Source organism: Micromonospora sp. H61, assembly GCF_018070325.1.
Lineage (GTDB): Bacteria > Actinomycetota > Actinomycetes > Mycobacteriales > Micromonosporaceae > Micromonospora > Micromonospora salmantinae.
The window spans coordinates 68,348-90,951 of record NZ_JAGPXY010000024.1 but is presented as its reverse complement, the minus strand read 5'-3'; the positions used below and the strand labels follow the sequence as shown (position 1 = coordinate 90,951).

At 70.7% G+C, this 22,604-nt stretch carries 19 protein-coding genes, 3 pseudogenes and 1 riboswitch; of the genes and pseudogenes, 11 read left to right on the top strand and 11 right to left on the bottom strand.

The genetic code is table 11. The features are described from left to right. The first annotated feature begins 176 nt into the window (after window positions 1-176). The gene (locus KBX08_RS14985; RefSeq protein ID WP_210784103.1) at window positions 177-749 is read left to right on the top strand and encodes a peptidoglycan-binding protein; all 573 of its coding nucleotides are present in this window, start codon (window positions 177-179) and stop codon (window positions 747-749) included. A 230-nt stretch (window positions 750-979) separates the two neighbouring features. Here KBX08_RS14985 and KBX08_RS34720 read toward each other — a convergent pair. From KBX08_RS34720 to KBX08_RS14970, 5 genes and pseudogenes are all read right to left on the bottom strand, one after another. Next, window positions 980-3,061 (bottom strand): annotated as a pseudogene (locus tag KBX08_RS34720) (DNA gyrase subunit A); the annotation flags it as partial. A 393-nt stretch (window positions 3,062-3,454) separates the two neighbouring features. Then, window positions 3,455-4,336 (bottom strand): annotated as a pseudogene (locus KBX08_RS34715) (LAGLIDADG family homing endonuclease); the annotation flags it as partial. Between the two features lie 12 nt (window positions 4,337-4,348). Beyond that, window positions 4,349-4,750 (bottom strand): annotated as a pseudogene (locus KBX08_RS34710) (DNA gyrase subunit A); the annotation flags it as partial. Between the two features lie 62 nt (window positions 4,751-4,812). Further along, window positions 4,813-6,870 (bottom strand): DNA topoisomerase IV subunit B, encoded by a 2,058-nt coding sequence (locus KBX08_RS14975; protein ID WP_247669422.1) that lies wholly within the window; start codon window positions 6,868-6,870, stop codon window positions 4,813-4,815. Between the two features lie 219 nt (window positions 6,871-7,089). Further along, entirely contained in the window at window positions 7,090-9,147 is a 2,058-nt protein-coding gene (locus tag KBX08_RS14970) for a hypothetical protein (protein WP_210784101.1), read from the bottom strand. Window positions 9,148-9,446: 299 nt separating this feature from the next. Here KBX08_RS14970 and KBX08_RS14965 point away from each other — a divergent pair, with 299 nt between their 5' ends. The 3 genes from KBX08_RS14965 (at window position 9,447) to KBX08_RS14955 (ending at window position 12,435) form a co-directional block, all read left to right on the top strand. Then, window positions 9,447-10,001 (top strand): hypothetical protein, encoded by a 555-nt coding sequence (locus KBX08_RS14965; protein WP_210784100.1) that lies wholly within the window; start codon window positions 9,447-9,449, stop codon window positions 9,999-10,001. 183 nt (window positions 10,002-10,184) lie between these two features. After that, window positions 10,185-11,441 carry a hypothetical protein gene (locus tag KBX08_RS14960; RefSeq protein ID WP_210784099.1) on the top strand — a complete coding sequence of 419 codons (1,257 nt, stop codon included), beginning with the start codon at window positions 10,185-10,187 and terminating at the stop codon, window positions 11,439-11,441. A gap of 130 nt (window positions 11,442-11,571) precedes the next feature. Continuing rightward, the gene (locus KBX08_RS14955; protein ID WP_210784098.1) at window positions 11,572-12,435 is read left to right on the top strand and encodes an alpha/beta fold hydrolase; all 864 of its coding nucleotides are present in this window, start codon (window positions 11,572-11,574) and stop codon (window positions 12,433-12,435) included. A gap of 19 nt (window positions 12,436-12,454) precedes the next feature. Here KBX08_RS14955 and KBX08_RS14950 read toward each other — a convergent pair whose 3' ends face one another. Further along, the gene (locus KBX08_RS14950; RefSeq protein WP_158629581.1) at window positions 12,455-12,625 is read right to left on the bottom strand and encodes a hypothetical protein; all 171 of its coding nucleotides are present in this window, start codon (window positions 12,623-12,625) and stop codon (window positions 12,455-12,457) included. A 197-nt stretch (window positions 12,626-12,822) separates the two neighbouring features. Here KBX08_RS14950 and KBX08_RS14945 point away from each other — a divergent pair, with 197 nt between their 5' ends. After that, a complete protein-coding gene (locus tag KBX08_RS14945; RefSeq protein ID WP_210784097.1) occupies window positions 12,823-13,452 on the top strand; it encodes a hypothetical protein in 630 nt (209 codons plus the stop codon). A gap of 198 nt (window positions 13,453-13,650) precedes the next feature. Next, on the top strand, window positions 13,651-14,022 hold the full coding sequence (locus KBX08_RS14940) for a hypothetical protein (protein ID WP_210784096.1): 372 nt from the start codon (window positions 13,651-13,653) through the stop codon (window positions 14,020-14,022). A 36-nt stretch (window positions 14,023-14,058) separates the two neighbouring features. Here KBX08_RS14940 and KBX08_RS14935 read toward each other — a convergent pair whose 3' ends face one another. Then, a complete protein-coding gene (locus tag KBX08_RS14935; RefSeq protein WP_210784095.1) occupies window positions 14,059-14,964 on the bottom strand; it encodes a DUF72 domain-containing protein in 906 nt (301 codons plus the stop codon). Between the two features lie 133 nt (window positions 14,965-15,097). Between KBX08_RS14935 and KBX08_RS14930 the strand changes: the two genes are divergently transcribed. Further along, window positions 15,098-15,601 (top strand): DinB family protein, encoded by a 504-nt coding sequence (locus tag KBX08_RS14930; protein ID WP_210784094.1) that lies wholly within the window; start codon window positions 15,098-15,100, stop codon window positions 15,599-15,601. A 65-nt stretch (window positions 15,602-15,666) separates the two neighbouring features. Here the strand turns inward: KBX08_RS14930 and KBX08_RS14925 are convergent, their stop codons facing one another. Then, window positions 15,667-17,724: a glycogen debranching N-terminal domain-containing protein gene (locus tag KBX08_RS14925; RefSeq protein WP_210784093.1), complete on the bottom strand. Its 2,058-nt coding sequence runs from the start codon at window positions 17,722-17,724 to the stop codon at window positions 15,667-15,669. Next, window positions 17,721-18,164, bottom strand: a complete 444-nt coding sequence (locus KBX08_RS14920) for an SCP2 sterol-binding domain-containing protein (protein ID WP_210784092.1) — start codon at window positions 18,162-18,164, stop codon at window positions 17,721-17,723. Before KBX08_RS14920 ends, KBX08_RS14925 begins: the two co-directional genes overlap by 4 nt. A gap of 196 nt (window positions 18,165-18,360) precedes the next feature. Between KBX08_RS14920 and KBX08_RS14915 the strand changes: the two genes are divergently transcribed. Beyond that, a complete protein-coding gene (locus KBX08_RS14915; protein WP_210784091.1) occupies window positions 18,361-19,407 on the top strand; it encodes an NAD(P)-dependent alcohol dehydrogenase in 1,047 nt (348 codons plus the stop codon). Window positions 19,408-19,416: 9 nt separating this feature from the next. Here KBX08_RS14915 and KBX08_RS14910 read toward each other — a convergent pair whose 3' ends face one another. Further along, the gene (locus tag KBX08_RS14910; protein ID WP_210784090.1) at window positions 19,417-19,926 is read right to left on the bottom strand and encodes a DUF664 domain-containing protein; all 510 of its coding nucleotides are present in this window, start codon (window positions 19,924-19,926) and stop codon (window positions 19,417-19,419) included. Between the two features lie 78 nt (window positions 19,927-20,004). Here KBX08_RS14910 and KBX08_RS14905 point away from each other — a divergent pair, with 78 nt between their 5' ends. Continuing rightward, window positions 20,005-20,520, top strand: coding sequence for a 2'-5' RNA ligase family protein (locus KBX08_RS14905; RefSeq protein ID WP_210784089.1), 516 nt, complete (start codon window positions 20,005-20,007; stop codon window positions 20,518-20,520). A 209-nt stretch (window positions 20,521-20,729) separates the two neighbouring features. Further along, complete coding sequence (locus KBX08_RS14900) at window positions 20,730-20,915, top strand: hypothetical protein (RefSeq protein ID WP_210784088.1); 186 nt, start codon at window positions 20,730-20,732, stop codon at window positions 20,913-20,915. Between the two features lie 15 nt (window positions 20,916-20,930). On the opposite strand, the gene corA is transcribed toward KBX08_RS14900, so the two are convergent. After that, entirely contained in the window at window positions 20,931-22,061 is a 1,131-nt protein-coding gene (corA, locus tag KBX08_RS14895; RefSeq protein ID WP_210784087.1) for a magnesium/cobalt transporter CorA, read from the bottom strand. A gap of 230 nt (window positions 22,062-22,291) precedes the next feature. Then, window positions 22,292-22,403, top strand: a riboswitch (SAM riboswitch). A gap of 32 nt (window positions 22,404-22,435) precedes the next feature. Here corA and KBX08_RS14890 point away from each other — a divergent pair. After that, on the top strand, window positions 22,436-22,573 hold the full coding sequence (locus KBX08_RS14890) for a hypothetical protein (RefSeq protein ID WP_210784086.1): 138 nt from the start codon (window positions 22,436-22,438) through the stop codon (window positions 22,571-22,573). Window positions 22,574-22,604: the final 31 nt, after the last annotated feature.

Here is a 22,604-nt window from a genome sequence, read left to right as displayed (position 1 = left end):
GTTTCTACCGTCCTCACCGCGCCAAACAAGAGCACCAATCGCCAGGTCTGATGGCACGACCGTCCGTCCACACTGGCGCTAAGCCACCTCGCCTCGTCGTGCCGGGCCTGACACCGTCGGCTGGCGCGACACCCCAGCACCGTTGCCCCCTCATGATTCCCAACTGAAGGAGATGCATGTCGTCGCTCCGCTCCGCCCGCCGCATCCTCAAGCGGGCTGCCGTGCCCGCCATCGGCGCGGCACTGGCCATCGGCATCAACGTCACCATCGCCACGCCCGCCGCGGCCAGCGGCTCCTACACGGGCCGGGCGTTCGTCCATGGCGCCGGCGCGGTGTCCGACGACTTCGATGACGAAGGCGTCACCAACGTCACCACCCACCGCAACTCGAACGTCGCCTGTCTCTGGCAGACCATTCTCTGGGCGAATGGCTACCTGCCCTCGTCCGGAGTCGACGGCGTCTTCGGCGACCAGACCGATGCCGCGACGAGGAACTTCCAGCGCGACAAGGGCCTCTCAGCGGATGGCTCCGCAGGCCGGAACAGCTGGACGAAGGCCGGCGACAAGCTGGTGCAGCACGACAACCAGAACGGATGGCTGTACGTGGTGTACCACGGGGCGACGGGTTCCCGGAGCCCGTACGGCTCGCACCAGTTCGTCCTGCAGCGTTCGCCCGACGGGAACTACCGCTTCTACCCGCCCAAGGGCAGCGGCCCCTACTGGGCCGCCTACAACTCCCGCACCTGCTGACCGACATCTGGAAGCCGATGCGGCGCTGCCTGGCCAACTGGCCCGGCCAGCCCTCTCCCTACCGGGGCATCATCGCGAGCGGCCCGACAGCCACGCGGTGACCAGGGACTGCAGGGTAGGTCCGGACGCGACGGGACCCTTGTCCGGACCTACCCTGCAGGGTGCTTCGCGTGCACCCGGACCCTCACCCACAACAGAAGGCGCCAACGGCGCGCCAACGCGGGTGGGGGTCAGTCGCGTTCGATCAGGTGGCCTACGACCGTTGGGCCGAGCATCACCGCGAAGCCGCTGCCGTCGCGGCGTGGGTCCGCCGCGGGCAGCTCCACCGGGTCGCCGGTGGCTGTCGCGCCGACCGGACGCGGGCCCACCCAGGCGACGGCCACGTCCGTCTCGCCCTTGAGGAAGCGGTGCGCGCGCACGCCGCCGGTCGCCCGGCCCTTTGCCGGGTACGCCTTGAACGGCGTCACCTTGACCGTCGCGCCGGTGGAGGTGACCACCATCGGCTCGCCATGCCCCGGGTCGTCGGTGCGCACCGCGCCGAAGAACGCGACCCGCGCCCCGGCCGGCAGGTTGATGCCGGCCATACCGCCGCCCTTGAGGCCCTGCGGCCGGACCAACCCGGCGGGAAAGCGTAACAGCGACGCCTCCGAGGTGACGAAGGTCAGCGTCTCGGTGCCGTCGGTCAGCCAGGTCGCCCCGACCACCTCGTCACCGTCGCGCAGACCGATCACCTCGAACTCGTCGGAGCGCACCGGCCACTCCGGTGAGCAGATCTTCACCGCGCCCTGTCGGGTGCCCAACGCCAGCCCCGGTGAGCCCTCCGCCTGCCCGCCGAGCGGGGCCAGGCCGACAACGGTCTCCCCCGCCGCCAACGGCACCAGCTCGGCCGCGGACATACCGCCACGCAGTGACACAGTGCCCGCCTGCTCCGGCAACACCGGCAGGGGCAGGACGTCGACCTTGAACGCCCGACCGGCGCTGGTCAACAGCAGCACCCGACCGCGGGCGGTGGAGTGCGCGATGGCGCGTACCGTGTCGTGCTTGACCCGGCCGTTGCGTCGGCGCCCCTCGGAGCTCTCCTCCGACTCGGCCGCGGTCCGGGCCACCAGCCCGGTCGCGGAGAGGATCACCTGGCACGGGTCGTCGGCGACCTCCAGCGGGCCGGCCGGCGCGGACGCGGCCAGCACCTCCTTCAGGTCACCGTCGACAAGCGTCGTACGGCGTTCGGTGCTGAACTGCTTGACCACGGCGGCCAGCTCGTCGGAGACCACCTTCCTGAGCACCCGCTCGTCGTCGAGGATCTTGCTCAGCTCGGCGATCTCGGAGCGCAGCCGCTCCTGCTCGGCCTCCAGCTCGATCCGGTCGAACTTGGTCAGCCGGCGCAACGGAGTGTCCAGAATGTACGTGGCCTGGATGTCGGAGAGGCCGAACCGACTCATCAGCCCGTCCTTCGCGGCCTGCGCGTCGTCGCTGCCCCGGATCAGCCGGACCACCTCGTCGATGTCCAGCAGCGCGATCAGCAGACCGTCGACCAGGTGCAGCCGCTCCTGACGCTTGCGCCGACGGTACGAGGTGCGCCGGGTGACCACCTCGTACCGGTGGGCCAGGAAGACCTCCAGCAGTGCCTTGAGGCCCAGCGTGCGCGGCTGCCCGTCGACCAGGACCAGGTTGTTGACGCCGAACGACTGCTCCAGCGGGGTCAGCCGGTAGAGGTCGGCGAGCAGCGCCTGCGGGTTGACCCCGACCTTGCACTCGACGACGAGCCGGGTGCCGCTCTCCCGGTCGGTGAGGTCCTTGACGTCGGCGATGCCGGTGAGCCGCTTGGTTTTGGTGACCTCGTTGGTGATCGCGGCGATGACCTTCTCCGCGCCGACGCCGTAGGGCAACTCGACCACTGTGATCGCCTGACGGCCCCGGCTGCCCTCGATCGGGCCGATCTCCACCTTGCCGCGCATCCGCACCACGCCACGCCCGGTCTCGTATGCCCGGCGCACCTCGTCCAGGCCCAGCAGCACCCCACCGGTGGGCAGGTCGGGGCCGGGGACGAACTCCATGAGTTTGTCCAGAGTGGCGTCCGGGTGGTTGATCAGCCAGCGGGCCGCGGAGACGACCTCCGCCAGGTTGTGCGGGATCATGTTGGTGGCCATCCCGACCGCGATCCCGGACGCGCCGTTGACCAGCAGGTTGGGGAAGGCCGCCGGCAGCACGGTCGGCTGGGTCAGCGACCCGTCGTAGTTGGGCTCGACGTCGACGGTGTCCTCGCCCAGCTCACCGACGAGCAGCATGGCCTCGCGAGACATGCGGGCCTCGGTGTTGTGGTTGACGAAACCGCCAGCGAGGAAGGAGTGGTCCTCGGACTTGACCCGAACCGAGTAGACCTCCGCCGGCTCGCAGGGCGTCACCTCGGTGACGCGCTCGAACCGGTAGCCAGAATCCATGATCGGGAGAATGGTCGCCAGAAGTTCCGGCTCTTTGATGCGATCGATGATCCGGAGGCGCTCGGTCTCCCATCGCTCGACGCGATCGAAGTTGTGCGTCGTCAGCCACTTCCGGCCGCTACCACGACGGTCGAAGTCCAAGGTGTCACGCACGTAACTGGCAACGAAGGGAACGTGGTCCTTGCTCAGCCGATGTGGGCGCAACGGCGCGTGTCGCAGAACCTTGTTCAGCTTTGCCTGTTTGGTGCGGAGGAAGCCCACCCGATTGGCGAATGCCTTGATGTTTCGCAGGCCGGAAATCACCAAGCGATGCTCGACCGAGCCGCTGGGGCGCGTGTAACGGCGCCAGCAGGCAACAACCCCGAATTCGGTGAGCAGCTCCTGGACCTCCCTGGTGAGCCGCTCGCTGTAACTCGTGTACTGGATGGTAAAGCTGTCCTTGGCGACCCGCACCCCGCCGTCCCCTTCGAAGAGGGACATGAGGAAGGCGCGCTTAACACCCCAGCCACCGTTCCAGACGAATTGCGGTACGAACTTGTCCCGGGCCTGGTGCCCGATGAATTCGGCCAGCGGACTTGCACGGAAAGCGTCCATACCGCCGGCATAAATCTGAACATCGATTTCCTGGACACGCTTCCGGTCGCGACGGGTCTGCCGTTCGCTGACGTAACGCCGACCACCAACCACTTGATCGTACGCATGCAGAACCTCACCGAAGAAGTGCTCGTCGGTGTTGTTGAACCCGGCCCTGGACTCACTCGCGAAGCCCTCGGACGCCCACGCGCCGCCGAGGACGCCCAGCGAGTATTCACGAGCGGTGGGTATGACCTGGGACCAAGCGTTCCGTGCCACACAGACGATCGAACCAACTGCAAGCTCGTCTAGCCGTCGCCACTGGAAGAGGGGAACGCCCGCGGGCGCCTCAAGACAGAGCACGAGGTGATTCTCGCTGCCCCGGAGCGAGAACCCGGCCTCCGTGCCGATCCGGACCGTCGGATGGACGCCGGAGTTGAACACCTTGTCGACCTGGACAGCTTTACCGTCTTTGTCGAGCACCTCGAAGTCAACATCGGCTTCGCTGTCTGCAGGGAGGCTTACCAGGTCAGCAATTCGAGGGCTGGTGCCGTCAGCAAGTCGAATGCGGGTATCTCCGGTAACGCAGTATCTCGACGCGGCCGGGCCATCGTCGGGGGAGCCAAAGTTTCCATGCCCGTCGATGAGCGGAACGTTGAGCGAGAAGTCCTGCGCGAGGCGGACCATGGCGTCATAGATCGCCGTGTCGCCGTGCGGATGGTACTTTCCCATCGCATCCCCGACAATTCGGGCAGATTTGACATGCCCGCGATCCGGACGGTAGCCCTGCTCGTACATCGACCAGAGGATGCGCCGGTGCACGGGCTTGAGGCCGTCGCGCGCATCGGGCAGGGCGCGGGAGTGGATGACCGAGAACGCGTACTCCAGGTAGGAGTCGGAGACCTCGGTGACCAGCGGGTTGTCGAACACCCGCGCGCCGGCCTGGTCGAACGAGGAGAGGTCGACCTTGTTTTCCTTACGGCGTGCCATGACTCAGCTCTCCACTGGAACGGAACGGGCGCTGCATCGAAGATTCGCTCGCTGTCGCTCACTCATGCGTCGATCGCATCCCGGTCGACGCGGTCGGCGGAGTCGATGAGCCAGTTGCGGCGCGGCTCGACCTTCTCGCCCATCAGCAGCTCGAGGATGCGTTCGGCGGCGTCGACGTCGTCGAGGGTGATCCGGCGGACGGCCCGGGTGGCCGGGTTCATCGTGGTGTCCCACAACTCGTCGGCGTCCATCTCACCGAGACCCTTGAACCGTGGGATGGGCGTGACGATCTGCTTGCCGGCCTTCTCCAGCTTGCGGACCGTCGTCTCCATCTCGGCCTGGGTGTAGGTGTAGACGGTCTGCGGGCTGCGCCCCCTGGTGGTGATCTTGTGCAGGGGCGGCATCGCGGCGTAGAGCCGACCGGCCTCGATCAGCGGCCGCATGTACCGGGCGAACAGGGTGATCAGCAGCGTACGGATGTGGGCGCCGTCCACGTCGGCATCGGCCATGATCAGCACACGGCCGTAGCGCAGCGCCGAGAGGTCGAAGGTGCGCCCCGAGCCGGCGCCGAGGACCTGCACGATGGCAGCGCACTCGGCATTGTCCAGAACCTGCTGGAGGTTGGCCTTCTGCACATTGAGGATCTTGCCGCGGATCGGCAGCAGCGCCTGGTACTCCGAGGAACGGGCCATCCGGCTCGTTCCCAACGCGCTGTCGCCCTCGACGATGAACAACTCGCTGCGGTCGATGCCGGTGGCCCGGCAGTCGACCAGCTTCGGCGGCATGGACGCGCCCTCCAGGGCGGTCTTGCGCCGGGCGGCGTCCTTCTGTTGCTTCTGGGTGAGCCGCACCCGGGCGGCGTCGACGATCTTCTGCAGGACGGTGCGCGCCTCGGCCTTGGTGCGCCGGTCCTCCAGCCATGCCTTGATGTGCGCGTCGACCAGGGACTGGAGAACCTTGGTGATGCCGGTGGTGGAGAGCTCGTCCTTGGTCTGCGAGGTGAACTGCGGCTCGGGGATCCGCACGTGCACCACCGCCGTCATCCCCTCCAGGACGTCGTCCAGGGTGGGCGGCTCCTCCTTGGCCTTGAGCAGACCGCGGGTGTTACGGATCGCGTCGGCGAGCGAGCGGACGAGGGCCCGCTCGAAGCCCTTGCGGTGGGTGCCGCCGTGCGCGTTGCGGATGGTGTTGGTGAAGCATTCGACGGTGCGCTCGTAACCGGTGCCCCACCGGAACGCCACCTCGACCTCGGCGCGCCGCTGCACGTTGGACTGCATGACGCCGTTGGCGTCGGCGGCGTTCTCCCGGTAGGTGCCCTCCCCGTTGACCAGCAGGGTGCCGGAGACCGGCCGGTCGCTGGCCGGGGCGAGGAAGTCCACCATGTCGCTGAGCCCGTTGGGGTAGTGGAACCGCTCCTCGGCGGGCGCCTCGCCGGTCAGGTCGCGCAGCAGGTAGGTCACGCCGGGGACCAGGAACGCGGTGTTGCGCAGCTTCATCCGGACGGCGTCGACGTCGAGTGCGGCGCCGGTCTCGAAGTAGCGGGCGTCGTGCCACCAGCGGATCGAGGTGCCGGTGTGCTGGCCGCGCTTCATGGCGCCGGTCACCTGGAGGCCGGGGCCGGCGGTGAAGGGGGCGTCCGGGCCGTCGCCGTCGAAGATGCCCGGGACGCCGTGCCGGAACGACATCGCGTGGATCTTGCCAGCCCGGCGGACGGTCACGTCGAAGCGGCGGGACAGCGCGTTGACCGCCGATGCGCCGACGCCGTGCAGACCACCGGAGGTCTTGTAGCCGGAGCCGCCGAACTTGCCGCCGGCGTGCAGCCGGGTCAGCACCAGCTCGACGCCGGAGATGCCGGACTTGGCGTGCACGTCGGTGGGGATGCCCCGGCCGTCGTCGTCGACCTGCACCGAGCCGTCGGCGTGCAGGATCACCTCGACGTGGCTGGCATGACCGGCGACACCCTCATCGGTGGAGTTGTCGAGGATCTCGTTGACGAGGTGACCCACGCCACGGCTGTCGGTGGAACCGATGTACATGCCGGGCCGCTTGCGGACAGCGTCCAGCCCCTCAAGGTGGGTGAGGTCATCGGCCCCGTACAGGGTGTCAGGCTCTGCGGTCAACTGGTCGTACTCCCCGGTCTCGGCGGTGTGGTGCCGCGTCCGAACTGTCAGTCGGCCGGCGCGCGCCGCAGCGAGCCTAACCGGCAGATGCGACACGATGACGGCACCCCGCAGTCGGGGCCCGCATCCTCGTTGCGGATGCGGGCCCCGACATCGTGTGCTGCTGTCCGGATTCGGCGCGTTAGCCGCGCCGTGACCGGTTGCCTCTCAGCGGCCCGACTACGGTGCCACCTCGATAACAAGCGAGCCGTGGCCGACGTTCCCAGCGCTGTCCACCGCGGCGACGTACAGCGTGTTGGTGCCGTACGCCGGCGTGGCAAGGGTCACCGACACGGTCTTGCCGGAGTAGCCGAGGCTGGTGCCGGCCTCCGCCTCCTCGGTGGGCGGGCTGCTCCAGCCGTAGCGGAAGCTGACCACGTCCGGGTCCGGCGAGCGCACCTTGTAGGTGTAGAGCTGCCCGGGCGGGGCGGGGGTGGCGACCGCGTCGACGCTCACGGTGGGCGGCTGGTCGTCGATGGTGAATTCACACCAGGCCGACCAGGGGCTGGTCACGTAGCTGTCGTCGCTGCGCGTCCGGAACGCGTACGACTTTCCGCTGGCAGTGCCGGTCACCGCGGCCGTGGTGGACCGCGCACCGGCCACCACGGTCGAGCCCGCCGGTGGGCTCATCCGGGGGGTGGAGCTGTCGTAGGTGCCCGAGGCGGGGATCTCCAGCAGCTCGTACGACGTCTGGAGGACCTGACCGGTGTCCGCGTCGGGGAAGACGGCGGAGAGGGTCGGCGGGGTGGTCCGGGTGACCCGGCCGCCCGCGACGCAGGCGGCGCCGCCGGCCTGGAGGCTGGTGGGCTGGGTGGGCGCCGAGTCGTAGTCGACGAGCAGGCGCGCCGTACTCGGGTCGAACTTCTTCCACCGGTCCAGGGTGCTCTCGCCGGTCCCGGCCGAGTCGCTACAGGCGCAGAGCCCGTAGGTGATCGAGGACAGGTGAGCGGCCGTGGCGCTGCTGAGGCCGGCGGCGACGCTGCCGGTGAATCGCACGGTCATGGGCGGTTGCGGTGAGTCGGCGCAGCCAGTCGCGCGGACGTGCGAACTTGCGGAAGCCCGCAGCGTGGTCAGTGCGGGGGCCCACGCGGTGCGAGGAGTGCTCGTGATGCCCGCCGACTGGTAGAGGTAGGTCGGGGTGTCGAAGCAGGACCAGGTGTGGGTCACCCCCACCTGGACGGAGGCCGACCTGATGATCTTGCCGCTCAGCGCCGCGATCGGGAACTCGAAGTAGGAGCGGTAGGTGACGCCGGAATCGACATTCTTGCCAACCAGGGCGGCCGTCGTGTCGCTGTTGGTGGAGTTGTTGTTCGTGGCGTACGCCCAGCGGGAGCGGGTGGCGGACCAGGCCGGGTCGATGAACACCGGGAAGGTGGCCTTGGCCGGGTCGAGCAGGTCCGGCGACGGACGCAGCACGAGGTCACCGGCGGGGTCGACCGCGGTCGCCACGGGGGCGGTGCGGGCGGCTGCGCCGGGGCCGGACGGCGACGAGGTCGCCGCCGAGCGGGCCGAGCGGCCGGAGCCGGCCGAGTCCCACATCTCGGCCGCCGCGCCGCGCGCCACCTCGGTCTCGCCGGCGAGCGCCCGCAGCGAGCCGTCGGCCTCCCGCCGGACCCGCACGTCGCCGCCGAGGTCGAACCGGATCTCCCGGAGCGCCGGGTTCGCCGCCGCCTGCGGTGTCTTCACCACGAGGACATGGGTGAAGCCGGTGTGGGTCGCCGTGAGCACCAGGTCCACACCGGGCAGTACCTCGGGGTAGGTGGCCGCGTCCTTGGACACGGTCGGCGTGGGCAGCCCACCCGGCCAGCCCAGCGTCATCGCGCTCGTTCCGCTGGTCAGCGTGGCCGCGGGACCGTGCCCTCCGGACGAGAACACCAGGTCGGTCGGGGAGACCGCCGGTCGGAGGCCGGTGGCGCCGCGCCGCAGGGACAGGTCGACGTCGGACCAGGATCCGTCGCTCTGACGGATTCGCTGGGGAACGGCGGCGGTTTCGGACACGAAGCCCCCGCCTGGCTTGGCGAAGACCTGGGTCAACTCCGTGCGGGCGGAGACGACCTCCACCCGCTGGCCGGTGCGCGTGGCCGTGGCGGTTGCCTGGACGGCCTCCCGGCCGGCCGTGCCGCTCGCGGCGACGCCCTCCGCCGGCGCCGCCGACGCGGGTGCGGCGAGCAGGGCGACGCCGATGGACGCCGCGATCCCGGCGGCGAGCAGGCCGCGCGTGGACGGTCGGGGCATCATGGACGGTTTGTGGATGTGGACAGCATGCATGGAGCGGCCAGTGGCCACCGCAACCCCCGTGGATGTAAGACAGCCAGACGGAGGAACTGTAGAGAGCGGTGTCGGGCACTGTCCACGCTTGTCACATCCCGTGAGCACAAATGGAACGAGGTGCCGCATACGTGCGGGACGCGGGCCTCGACCGGGACGGTCGGTGACAGCCCGAGGAGCAGCTCGGTACGGCCGTGATCGCCGGATCACGCAGAGGCACCACCTCCGGTAGGCTCGCCCACCCGACCGGTAGTCGGAAGGTGCTCGCGGTGGACGAGACGATTCGCGACGCGCTGCGGCGCTCCCTCGGTACGCCGGCCCGGCGGTGGCTGCTGGTGGGCACCCTGGTGACCGGGCTGCTGGTCGCCGTGGCGCTGGTCGCGGATGCCGCCGACCGGACCTTCGCCGAACTCTCGGGCACTGCGCAGAGTTTGATGTCGGCCGCGACCCCGCTCTTCGGCATCTTGCTGGTACGCGACCTGCGCCGGGCGCCGGTCCGCCTCCCGGTCCTGCCCACAGTGCTCGCGGTGGTGCTGCCGGCGGTCGTCGTCGGCGTGGTCGGCGTGCTGATCTGCGTCGCGATGCTGGCCCTCACCCCGGCCGACGTCGCCGACGCGCCGTGGCGGTTCGCCGGGACGGTCGCGGTGGGCAGTGTGCTGGTGCAGATCGTCGCCGGTCTGGTGGGCACCGGGCTGGGCCTGTTGCTGCGCTCGGTGGTGCTGGCGTTCCTGGCCGTGATCATCCTGCCGCTGGGGCTGTTCGCGCTGCTGGGCGCGGTGGACGCGGCCCTGTTGAACCGCCGCGGCCGCCCGACCGGTCGCTGACTCCGCGCCGAGGGCGGTCGACTACCCGGAGCGCGGGTCCAGTCTCGACGCGGTAGCCCGTGATGCCTACGGGCGCGTGTCCTTCGTCGAACGAATCTGTTACGGGCCATTGACGCCTGTCGCGCCGGGGTGATCTGATCGCGCTCTCAGAGAATCTTTCATCTTTCGATGGTTGGGGGCCCCATGCCCAGGTTCCGGCGTACCGCGCTCGCCGCGGGACTAACGATCGCCATGGCCGCGTTGTCGACCGCCGTCGCGCTGCCCGCACCCGCGTCCGCCGCGTTGCCCACCGCCGCGGTGGCACTCGGGGACAGCTTCATCAGTGGCGAGGGCGCCGGGGCGTACACCCCGGTCGTCGACGCCAACGGTGTCAGCCAGGGTTTCCCCGGTTGGACCGCGGCGAACAACAACGCGTTCTTCTGCCACCGCTCGGCGAACGCCTCGCTCAACCAGGCCAACCTGCCGGGCATCCAGAACCGGTTCAACCTGGCCTGCTCCGGTGGTCAGCCACACGACATCGCCAACGCCTCCCAGGCGCGGACCAACGGTCGCACCGTCGCCTCGCAGCTGAGTCAGCTGCGCGCTGTCGCGCAGACCCAGGACATCGACCTGGTGCTGATCGGCCTCGGTTCCAACAACAGCTCGTTCACCTTCGGCAGCGTCGCGGAGAAGTGCGCCAACCGGTTCATCGCCGACGCCTGGACCGGTTGGTGGGAGTTCTGGGCGTACCTGAACGGGCCGGTGGAGCAGAAGCCGTGCAGCGACGCCGACCTGGCCACCGCCGCGCAGCTCAGCGCCGCGACCGCGGAGACCACCGCGGCCGTACGTCAGATCCTGACCACCCTCGACCAGGTGGACGCGGACGGGCAGCACCGGGTGGTGTTCCAGGACTACACGAACCCGCTGCCGCTGGACCTGAACCAGCAGTTCCACGAGGAGGACAGCCGGGACGACACCCGGGACAAGTTCCGTGACCTGGGTGCCGAGCGGTACGCGGCCGGTTGCCCGATCCACCGGGCCAGCCTGGCGCCGGGGCACCGCTTCTCCCAGGGCCTGGGCAGCATCGTGAAGTCCACCCGGGACACTCTGGCCGCCGAGTTCCCCGCCGACGACCTGGTGTACCTGAGCGTGCAGCAGGCGTTCAACGGTGCCCGGCTCTGCGAGCAGACCAGCAGCCCGAGCGGCGCGCTGGCCACTCCGATCCGGCTTCAGGACGGCGCGACCGGCACCTTCGTCACCAGCCTCGCCGGCAAGGACAAGATCGCCATCCAGCGCATCGCCAACACCTGCGTCACCTACTTCCAGACCTGCCAGGAGTCGTGGCACCCGAACGCCACCGGGCACCAGGTGCTCGGCCAGTGCCTGAGCGGCGCGGCCTCCACCAGCGCCCGTTCGGTGGCCTGCGTGCGGGCCAGCAACGGGGCGATCTCGGTCTCCTGACCGCAGCGTCCGTCGGAGGGCTCCGCCGTTCGGCGGGGCCCTCCGTCGCGTCCGTCGAGCGCCCCCCTGCTGCCGTGGACCCGACGGCCTGCTGCTACCCGCCGGTAACGTCAGGCCGTAGGCTGGGCCGGTGAACGGGGACCCGGAGTACGCGCAGGAGTTCGTCGACGTCGACGGTGGCCGGTTGGGTGTGCAGGTCTACCCGGAACCGGCCGGGGTGCCGGGCGCGCCGGTGGTGGTGATCTGGCCCGCGATGGGGGTCCGGGCCAGGTACTACCGGCCCTTCGCCGCCGCGCTGCGCGCCGCCGGACTGGCAGTGGCCGTGGCCGACCTGCGCGGCACCGGGGCGAGCACGCCCGCGCCGAGTCGGGCGGACCGGCACGGTTACGCCGATCTGGCCGACGACGTCGGCGCCGTCCTGGCCGCCCTCAAGCCACGTCTGGACGGACGCACCCGACTGCTCCTCGGGCACTCGCTCGGCGGGCAGGCCGCGCTGCTGCACCTCGCCCTGCACGGCAGCGGCGAGGTGGACGGGTTGGCGCTGGTGGCGGTCGGCATCCCGTACTGGCGGAGCTACCCGGGCCGGCGCGGCCTCGGCGTACTGCCCTACACCCAGGGGATCGCCGCCACGGCGGCGCTGCTCGGGGTCTGGCCGGGCTGGGGCTTCGGCGGTCGGCAGGCACGCGGTGTGATCCGCGACTGGGCCCACACCGCGCGGACCGGCCGATTCCCCCGGCTCGACGGTACGGACACCGAGGCCGCCGTCCGCGCGGTACGAACCCCGGTGCTGGCCGTCAGTGTGGACGACGACCAGTTCACCCCGCACGAGACCATGGACCACCTCTGCGCGAAGCTCGTCGACGCGCCGGTGACCCGGGAGCGGTACACAGTGGCGCAGGCCGGTACGACGTTGGACCACTTCACCTGGGTCCGCGCCAGCGTCCCGCTGGCGCGGCGGATCGCCGGTTTCGTCGGCGACCTGCCGCCCCGCTGAGCCGTACCGGCCGGTCGGCTCACTCGTCCTGGTCCAGCGGCACCAGTTCACCGTCCCGTTCCACCTGGATCTCGGCGTGTTCCTTGCGGGGTGCGACCTCTGCGGTGTTCCGGTGTGGGTCGTTGTCGGGGTGCATGAGCACCGCGTCTGTTTTGGGGGTCTTCTCCCGGCTCTCGTCCGGCTGCGACATCGCGTTCCCCTCTCGTCGGCGTCACTCGGGAACTACCCGCCACCGGGCGAACGACTCCTGCCCGGGGCAGGTCGACCCGCCGACGCCACGGGTGTCCGGTAGCGGCCCGCCACGACGCGGATCGGCCCGCCCGGGGCGGGGTTAGCCGCCCGACCCTCGGGTAAGCCGCACCGCCCGACACGGCGGAAGGGGATCACATGTCCGAACGGCATACCGCACTGCGCTCGATGCACGATCTGGGCCTGGCGGCCTGGTTTGGCGGCTCCCTCATGGGTGCCTTCGGCGTCAACGGCGCAGCTGCGAAAATCAGCGACTCGACCCAGCGGCTCCCGGTCGCCTCGGCCGGATGGTCCAAGTGGACACCGGTGAACGCGGCCGCGATCGGCGCCCACCTGGCCGGCGCCGTCGGCGAGCTGGTGACCGAGAGCCCACGGGTGGCGGCCCAGTCCGGCGTGGGCCGGGCCAGCGCCATCAAGACCGCGTTGACCATCGGCGCGCTGGCGGTCACCGGCTACAGCCGGTTGATCGGCATGCGGCTGGAGAAGGCCGGCGGTCCGTCGGTGAGCGGTGCCACCGAGCCGAACCACCAGACCCCGGCCAGTGTGGCCTCGTCGCAGCGGCAGATGAAGCTGCTCCAGTGGGCCATTCCGGCGCTGACCGGGACCCTGGTCGTGGTCACCGCGTACATGGGTGAGCAGCAGAAGCCCGGGCAGGTGTTCCGCGGGATGCTCGGTCGCGCCGGTGGGATGAAGGGCGCCTCGAAGGGCATGATCAAGATGGCGGGAATGAGCAACGGCAAGCGGCCGATGGCGATGGCCGGACGCTGAACGTCGGGCCGGCCGGCGTCCCGCCGCCACCTCGACGGCGGGGCGCTGGCCGGCCTGCGCGCGCACCGGAGCGATGAACGGGTCCCGCGCGCGCGGCGGCGTGGCGGCGACATGTCGTGCGCCGCACCCGGGCCGGCGATCCCGGCCCGAGGACGGCACATCGTCCGCCGGAGCGGCGGACCGACGAGCGGGGTGGCGATGACGGCGCACAAGGGACGCAGCGGTGACAACGACCGGCTTCAGCCGGAGGCGACCAAGCCGTGGGGCACCGGCGACGGCTTCGACGCCGACGCGCCCTGGGGCACTGACGACGATTCACCGATGGACGAGGGCAGCGAGGAGACCGCGGTGCCCGAGGGACGGCGCGGCGAGCGACGTGCGGGTGCTCCGGCGGGCCGGTCGGACCCGGCGGGACGACACGGCTTCGGCTCGGTCGAGCCGACCCGTACGACGATGGCCGGACCGGGTGCCCCACCCGATCCCGCTCCCAGCGGCCGGAGCTTCCCCGACGACGCGGACATCGGCGAGTCGACCCAGGACGCCCTGCGCAGCCGGGGACGGCGGTCCTGAGCGGACCGGCGCCCGGCCGGGCGGCCGGTGCGGAGATCAGCCGGTCGCCGGGACGGCCTGCTCGACGACCAGCGTCTCGGCGAGCAGCTGCGCCAGCCGGGTCGCGTCGCGCTGGGCCTGCCCGGCGCAGCAGTTGTTGAACAGCACGTGCAGCTCATCGGGGAGATCAGCGAACTCGGCCAGCCGTCCGGCCCAGTGCCGCAGCTCGTCCTCGGCGTACGCGTACCGGAACTTCTCCTGCTTGTCACCCCCGCCCCAGGCGTCGCTGTGACCGTGGAACCGGACGATCGCCGGCTCCGCCGTCATGGTCAGGATCGGCGGCACCGACGACGGATGCCCCTGTGGCATGTCGACGCAGACCACTGACAGGTCGTGGGCGCGTAGCAGATCCAGAGTGTCCGCCGCGGCGTCGTCGTCCAACCAGGAGCCGTGCCGCAACTCCACCCCGACCCGCCACGGGCGGCAGCGCTGCGCCAGCTCGACGATCCGGCGTTCGGCCGCGGGGCTGCGCACCAGCCACGGCGGGAACTGCAACATCACCACACCGAGCTTGCCGGCCGCCGCGATCGGGTCGAGGGCCGCGCGGAACCGGGTCCACAGCTCGTCGTACGCCGGCTCCGGCAGGTCCCGGCGGCGGATCCGGCTCGGGCCGCTGGTCGGCCGCAGGTCCCGGGGCAGCACGGCGACCGGTGTCGGGTGACCGGTGAAGAGGCTGAACGCCTTGACGTCGAAGGTGAAGTCGTCAGGTGTGGCGTCCACCCAGCCCTGGGTCGTCTCCGGGACCGGGATGGCGTAGTAGGACGTGTCCACCTCGACCATCGGGAACTGGCTGGCGTAGAAGCCCAGTCGACGGGCCGGCGTGCTGGCCGAGCGTGGGTACCACCCGGAGCGCAGCAGGGACTGGTCCGCCCAGGACGACGTGCCCACCTTAATCACACCCATGTCATTCAGTGGACCGCCACCGGCGCGGATCGGCAACCGCTGGCGGGTCTTCGGTCGAGGAGGTGTCGCGCCCGGGAAGTGTCGGTGCCTCGCCCTACGGTGGCACCGGCGGACATCAACGAAGGGTGGCGGCATGACCAGCACTGAGCAGCTCACCGGTGAGCGCACCGACCTCCTGCAGACACTCCGCAGGCACCGCGGTTTCCTCCTGCAGACGGTCGACGGGCTCACCGACGAGCAGGCGGCCAGCCGCCCCACCGTCAGCGGGCTCTGCCTCGGCGGCCTCGTCAAGCACGTGTCCGGCGTCGAGCACCGGTGGATGCTCTTCGCCGTCGGTGGCGCGGAGGCGATGGGCCGCGAGGAGATCGACTGGATCGGTCAGTTCCAGATGCTGCCGGGCGAGACCCTCGCCGGGCTGGTCGAGCGCTTCCAGGAGGTGGCCGCCCGGACCGACGAGTTGATCGCCACCCTTGACCTGGACGCGGCACACCCGCTGCCGCAGGCGCCCTGGTTCGAGCCGGGAGCGAGTTGGACGGTCCGCCGGGTGCTGCTGCACCTGATCGCCGAGACGGCCCAGCACGCCGGGCACGCCGACATCCTGCGCGAGTCGATCGACGGCGCCAAGACCATGGGCTGACCCCGACACCGACCGCCGAGCGCTGCCGCGCCGAGCGCTGCCGCACCGAGCGCTGCCGCACCGCCTCAACGCAGGCGGTGCCGGCGTTCGGTGGTCCGGTCTCTCGCATAGGCGTCGGAATGCCCCCATCGGCCGGGGATGTCCAGCAGCTCCAGCCGACCGAACCCCTCCGGCACCGCCGGGTTCACCAACAGGTTGTCGCCGGTGGGTCGCAGGCCCAGCATGGTGCCGAGCAGCATCAGCAACGCTCCCGACGACCACGCCTGCGGGCGGCAGCTCATCGCCAGTCGGACAGGATAGGTCGTCAGGCTGCGCTCGTAACCGGCGATCACCTCCGGCACCTGGCCACCGAGCGTCTGCGCCATGTCGAAGATGCCGTCCGCGACCCGGGCCGCCTGCACGTCGAGGCGGTAGCGGCGCAACCCGGCGGCGATCAGCGCGTTGTCCGACGGCCACACCGCGCCCAGGTGGGCGCCCACCGGGTTGTACGTGCGCTGCCCGGTGGCGAACGTGCGCACTCCCCACCCGCTGAACAGTCGCGGCCCGACCAGGTGCTCGGCGACCGCCTCCGCACGGTCGTCATCGACGATCCCGCTCCAGAGCAGATGCCCCATGTTGGAGGCCAGCGCATCGACCGGTTCGCCGTACGGGTCGAGCGCCAACGCGTAGTACTCCCGGTGTGGCAGCCAGAAATCCCGGTTGAAGCGCTCCTTCAGCGCTGCCGCCTCCCGTTCCAACCGGTCGGCGTACGCGGGGTCGCCCCAGAACTCCCGGGCCAGCCGGGCGCCACGCCGCTTCGCGTCGTACGCGTAGCCCTGCAACTCGCAGGTGGCGCGGGGGAAGGCGGGTTGCCGACCGTGGGCGTCGACGATGGCGTCCGGGGAGTCCTTCCAGCACTGGTTGATCGTGCCGTCGCGCTCGTTGCGGCGCTGGTAGCGCAGGTAGCCGTCCCCGGTCAGGTCGCCGTACTCGTCGATCCAGTCCAACGCCATCCGGGCCGGGTGGCGCAGCTCGCGGACCAGGTCGGCGTCACCGGACCAACGCTCGTACTCGTCGAGCAGCACGACGAAGAGCGGGGTGGTGTCCGCCGCGCCGTAGTACAGCGCGCTCACCCGGTCGCTGAACGTTCCGGTCTCGCCGTACCGGAGCTGGGCGAGGATCTTGCCGGGCTCCTCGTCCAGCGCGTCGTCGAGCTGGCCGCCCTGCATGAGCGCCAGCATCCGTAGCGTCGCCGGAGCCAGTTCGGGGGTGAAGGCCATCGTCTGGAGGCAGGTGATGAGAGCGTCCCGTCCAAACAACCCCATCGCCCACGGCAGACCGCCGATCGGCACCCGCTCGCGGTACGACAACGGCTTGTACCGCAGTGCCGCCAGGTCCGCGAGGCTGCCCCGGTAGAGCTCCTCCAGGCCGTTGCGTTCGGCCACCAGCTGCGGCGCCCGGTCCAGCCACTGCACCAGGTCCTCACGCATGCCCGTCCGCACGGTCTGTTGGTGCGACTGGAGGTCGGCGCGGAGATCCCGGCCTTCCTCGCCGCCCATTGTCACGCTGACGTGCAGGTCGGTCTCCCATTTCCCCTCGGGTGCGATCCGGATCCGGAACGTCATTCCCTTCTCGTCCACCTCGGCGGGGACGGTACTGCGCACTGTGGTCTGGCGGACGAACCGGTCCCGCTGGTAGCGCAGCACGAGCTGCTGGCCCGCCGAGTCGGCGCTGACCTCGACGGCCCGCTGCCGGAGCTGCCCGACCTCGACGATGTCGGTGAAGTCACTGGCAATCTCCACCCGGACGGTGTGCTCGGCGGGCTGCGACGAGTGGTTGAGCACTGTGATGTTCTCGTGGAAGCAGTCGTGCACCGAGCGGTGCCTGATGATCGACATGTCGGCGTCGACGTAGTGGCTCGCCGCACCGGGGACCAGGAAGAACCGGGTCTCGAAGTACGTGAGGTCGTCGCGGGCGAGTGCGTTGATCCGCTCACCGTCGATCCTGAGCACCCAGTGGGACAAGAACCGGGTGTCGTACGCGAAGAGTCCGACCGGGGTCTGCGGGTCGACCTCGATGTCGCCCTGGGCGTCGCTGATCGCGAACAGGTTGCCGGCGATGACGTGCACCAGTTCCTGCTTCACGGCCGCTCATTCCGAGCGGTCGTCTCATTCCGAGCGGTCGTCTCGTTCCGAGCGGTCGTCGCGGCCCGGCCAGCCAGCGCGGCTCGGCCCAGCTCATGCGGGTGACGGGCGCCGTCCGGCCCGGAGAAGATCCGCCGCAGCAGCATCAGCAGTCGCATGTTGCCGTGCACGGTCAGCTCGTTGCGCAGCAGGCCCGCGCCCGGGTGCAGCTCGCCGCGGGCCATCCGGTCGAAGACCGGCCGGTCGGCCCGCACCACCAGCTCGGCGTCGTCGGCCGAGCGGGTCACCCGGACCTGTTGGTCGGCGATGGTCAGGTACCAGTGATCGGTGCTGCCGTCGTCGCGGACGTCCAGCCGCAGCGTCCCCGCCGTGGTCTCCGGCAGGTCGGGCCGCCGGCCGGTATCCAGCTGTCGCAGGTACTGCTCCGCCGTCGCGCCCATCGGGTCCCCTCCCCACGGTTTCCCGCAGGATCACCCGCGTCGGGGTGACCCCGGCTCACCCGAAACAGGTGAGGTGCCAGATCCGCCGTGGTGTCAGCCCGTTTGCTCTGGGATGAGGTGGGCAGCCCACGGTTCGGCTTGCTCTGGGATGAGGTGGGCAGCCCACGGTTCGGCCGAGACGGACGGGAGCACCGGTATGCGAGCGCTGCGGTTGCGGGAGTGGAAGTCGGAACCGGAGTTCGTCGAGGTTCCCGACCCGACGCCGGGGCCAGGTCAGGTGGTGGTCCGGATCGGCGGTGCCGGCGCCTGCCATTCCGACCTGCACCTGATGGACGAGTTCGAGCCCGGCACGATGCCCTGGAACCCACCATTCACCCTCGGGCACGAGAACGCCGGCTGGGTGCACGCCCTCGGCGATGGGGTGACCGGCCTGTCCGTCGGCCAACCGGTCGCCGTCTTCGGCCCCTGGGGCTGCGGCACCTGCGCTCGATGCCGGGTCGGAGTCGACCCGTACTGCGAGAACCCGTCCGCAGCGCCGGTGCCCAGCGGCGGCGGCGGGCTCGGACTGGACGGCGGCATGGCCGAGTTCGAGCTGGTCCCGGACGCGCGGCACCTCGTGCCCCTTCCGGAGGGACTGGATCCGGTGGATGCGGCACCGCTGACCGACGCGGGGCTCACCCCCTACCACGCGATCCGGCGCAGCTGGCCGAAACTGCCGCCGGGCAGCACGGCAGTGGTGATCGGGGTCGGCGGGTTGGGGCATGTGGGTGTGCAGATCCTCAAGGCCACCACCGCCGCGCGCGTGATCGCCGTCGACACCCGAGCTGAGGCGCTGCGGCTGGCCGAGGAATGCGGCGCCGAACGCACCGTGGCCCCCGGACCGACCGCCGCCGAGGAGATCCGGGACGCCACCGAAGGCCGCGGCGCCGACGTGGTGCTGGACTTCGTCGGCACGGACGCCACCCTGGCGCTCGGCGTGGCGGCGGCCCGCACCGTGGGCGACCTGACCATCGTGGGGATCGGCGGCGGCACCGTGGGAGTGTCGTTCTTCTCCGTGCCCTACGAGGTGAGTATCGCGACCACCTACTGGGGCAGCCGCCCCGAGCTGGTGGAGGTACTCGACCTGGGTGCCCGGGGCCTGGTCCGTCCGAAGACCACCACCTTCGCGCTGGGAGACGCCCTGGACGCGTACCGCCAGTTGCGCGACGGGACCCTGGACGGCCGGGCAGTGATCGTGCCGTGACCCCGGCGTTCAGTCGGCCTGGATGAGGCCGCGGACGTAGGCGGCCTGGCCCACGTGTTGCAGGTCGTCGTCGACGATGCTGACCAACCGGACGCCGAGGGTGACCGGCGGTTCCCACGCCTCGTCGACCACGCGGTCCAGGTCCGCCGGGCCCAGGCCGGCCAGGAAGCGTCCGGTACGCGCCGCGACCGCCTGGTAGTAGTCGATCAGCGCCTGGGCGCTCTCCGGCCGCACCGCGGCGACCTGGGCGGGCGAGTGCCCGTAGCCGGTGTTGTCGGGGTCGGCGGCGAGCCCGAACCGACCCGCCCAGTCGTCGCTCACCCAGATCTGCTCGGCGTCGAGCAGGTCGGCGACGTGGTGGTCCTGCACCCGGGTGAGGTGCCAGACCAGCCAGCCGACCGAGTTGGCGCCCGGCCCGGGCTGGTGGCGCAGTTGCTCGGGGCGGAGGCCGTCGACGGCCGCGCGGACGAGGTCGGGCAGCCTGTCGTACGCCTCGGTCAGCAGCTCACTCACGTCCACGGGTACGCCTTCCTGGTCGGTTTCCGAACAGGTACCGCCGGACCGGGGTGGGCAAACCTCGGCCGCTACGGTGATCGAATGGTCGCCGCGGTGGAGTTGTACCTGGACCCGGACGCCACCCGCCGGATCCGAGTGCTCTGGGACGCGCTGGAGGCCGAGGGGGTGCAGAGCATGCGCTCGCTGCTGGAGCAGCGCCACCGTCCGCACGTCTCGCTCATGGTGGCGCCCCGTTTCGACAGGGAGCAGGTCGCCGAGGCGCTACAGGGGACGGTGGTGGCCGCCCCGCTGCGGCTCGACTTCCAGCACGCCGGTCAGTTCGTCGGTCGGGTGCTCTGGCTCGGCCCGGTGCCCACCCCGGAGTTGCTGGCACACCACCGGCTGGTGCACGACCGGCTCGCCGGCGCCGGCATCGCCCTCGCCGAGCACTACCAGCCGGGGCGGTGGGTGCCGCACTGCACGCTGTCCATGCGGGTGCCGAACACGCTGATGGCCGCCGCGGTGCGCCGCTGTCTGGAGGTGTTGCCGCTGGCCGCGACAGTGGTCGGCGCGGCGCTCACCGACCACGCGCGTGGCATCGCCCACCCGCTGCCTTGACCGCGCCTCGACCGTCAAGGCGTAATGTCCGGTTTGGCGGGCGACAGTCGGAAACCCGAAAACAAGCGGTGCGGATGCGGCCGGGCGTGGGAAGGTTCGAGTGGCTGTCGTACCGGTGGTGGGCTGCTCACAGGCGGTCCACCCAGCCGGTGTGGCGCGAGGTCACCCCGCGCCACCCACGGCGGCTTCGACGAGGAGAGGCAGGGCCCATGCAGGCTCAGCGCAGGCCACCGCGCACGGAGCGGAGGCAGACCCGGGACGACCGGACCGGCGGCGGAATGACCGGGGCGGCCACGCCACTGACGATCTGGGCGGCCGCCGTACTGCTCGGCCGGATCGGTGCCGGCGACGACGACGTCGAGGACGAACGGCACATCCTGCGCGGCATCGAGTGATCCCGGCCGCGCGGCTCAGAGCCAGCCGCGCCGCTTGAAGATCACGTAGAGGGTGCCGCAGACCAGCAGCATCAACAGCAGCGCGAAGAGGTAGCCGAAGCGCCAGTTCAGCTCCGGCATGTGGACGAAGTTCATGCCGTACACGGTGCCGATGAGCGTGGGAGCGAAGAGGATCGCCGCCCAGGAGGACACCTTCTTCAGCTCCTCGTTCTGGCTGTAGCTGGCCGCGGTGAGGCTGCGCATCTCCTCGTTCTGCTGCTGCGAGACGAGGGTGGCGTTGACGGTGAGGATGTTCTGCAACAGGTGCCGGAAACCGTCCACCCGCTCCACCACCTGGGTCAGGTGGTCGGTCACGTCGCGCAGGTAGCGGCGCAGCTCCTCGTCGGCGCTGGCGCTGCCGGCGCCGTCGGCCAGCGCGTCCAGCACGCTGAGCAGCGGGCGGGCGGCCCGCTGGAACTGGATGACCTCACGGCTGAGCCCGTAGATGCGGCGGCTGGCGTTCGGGTCGCCACCGAACACCTGGGTCTCGATCTCGTCGATGTCGTTCTCCAGTCCGGCCACCACCGGCGCGTACCCGTCGACGACCTGGTCGAGGATCGCGTACAGGACCGCCTCCGGCCCCCGGGCGAGCATCTGCGCCTCGGTCTCCAGCCGCCGCCGCACCGCGGCCAGGTCGGGCGCCTCACCGTGTCGGACGGTGACCACGAAGCCCGGGCCGATGAACAGGTGCAGCTCGGAGAACTCGACCTCCTCCCGGAGGTCGTCGTAGCGGGCGGCGCGCAGCACCACGAACAGGGTGTGCCCGTACCGCTCCAGCTTGGGCCGCTGGTGGGCGTTGATCGCGTCCTCGACCGCCAGGTCGTGCAGCCGAAACTCCCGGGCCAGCGAGGTGATCTGCTCGATGTCGGGCCGGTACAACCCGATCCAGGCCATCGCGCCGTCCTGCTCCTGGAGGCAGCGGTACGTCTCGGCGAGGCCGGACGGCGAGGCGAACCGGTGCCCCCGGATGTAGACCGCGCTGTCCACCAGGCCGCCGTGGGACGCGGCGGGCGACTCCGCGGACGGCGCCACACCGACCCTCGTCTCGTACTCGTCGAGTTGGCGGCCGAAGCCACCACCCGGGCGGAAGCGACGGCCGCCGACCATGCCCTGTCCCCTCCCCCGGTGCCGTTCCAGCCAGCCCGGGGCGCTGCTTCCCCGTGTCCTCTGCCCTGAAACCGGCAGTGGCGTCGGCTGGGTTCCACACCGGCGGACGGGGCGACCGGTCGGGCGGATACCCACGGTGACCGTGGGCGGGATGACGGGGGACGCGAGCACCGTGAGCGTGGTCATATCGACTGGACGATCCACCCGTTCCTGCTGTTAGCCTCGGCGCAGGTCATGAGCGCCAGCGCGAAGCCCCGGCTCGCTGGCCGGCAACCCTCCTCCGCGGTGGGGTGCCCCGGGTGAAGACCAGGCACCGGCAGGACGTCGGTGCAAGCGTGGCCTGGCACCCAGGTCAGCACAGACCCGGGAGAACCATGCGCATCCTCAGCACCACCCCACCGACCGACGTCGCGGACTCCCGCACCGGTCGACCCTCGCCCGCACTGATCCGGCGACGGCACGTGGACATGATGCGAATGTGCAGCGCCGCCTGTCGCGGCATCGCGCTCTAGCACCCTCTTCCCAAGCTCCTTTCCACCGGTA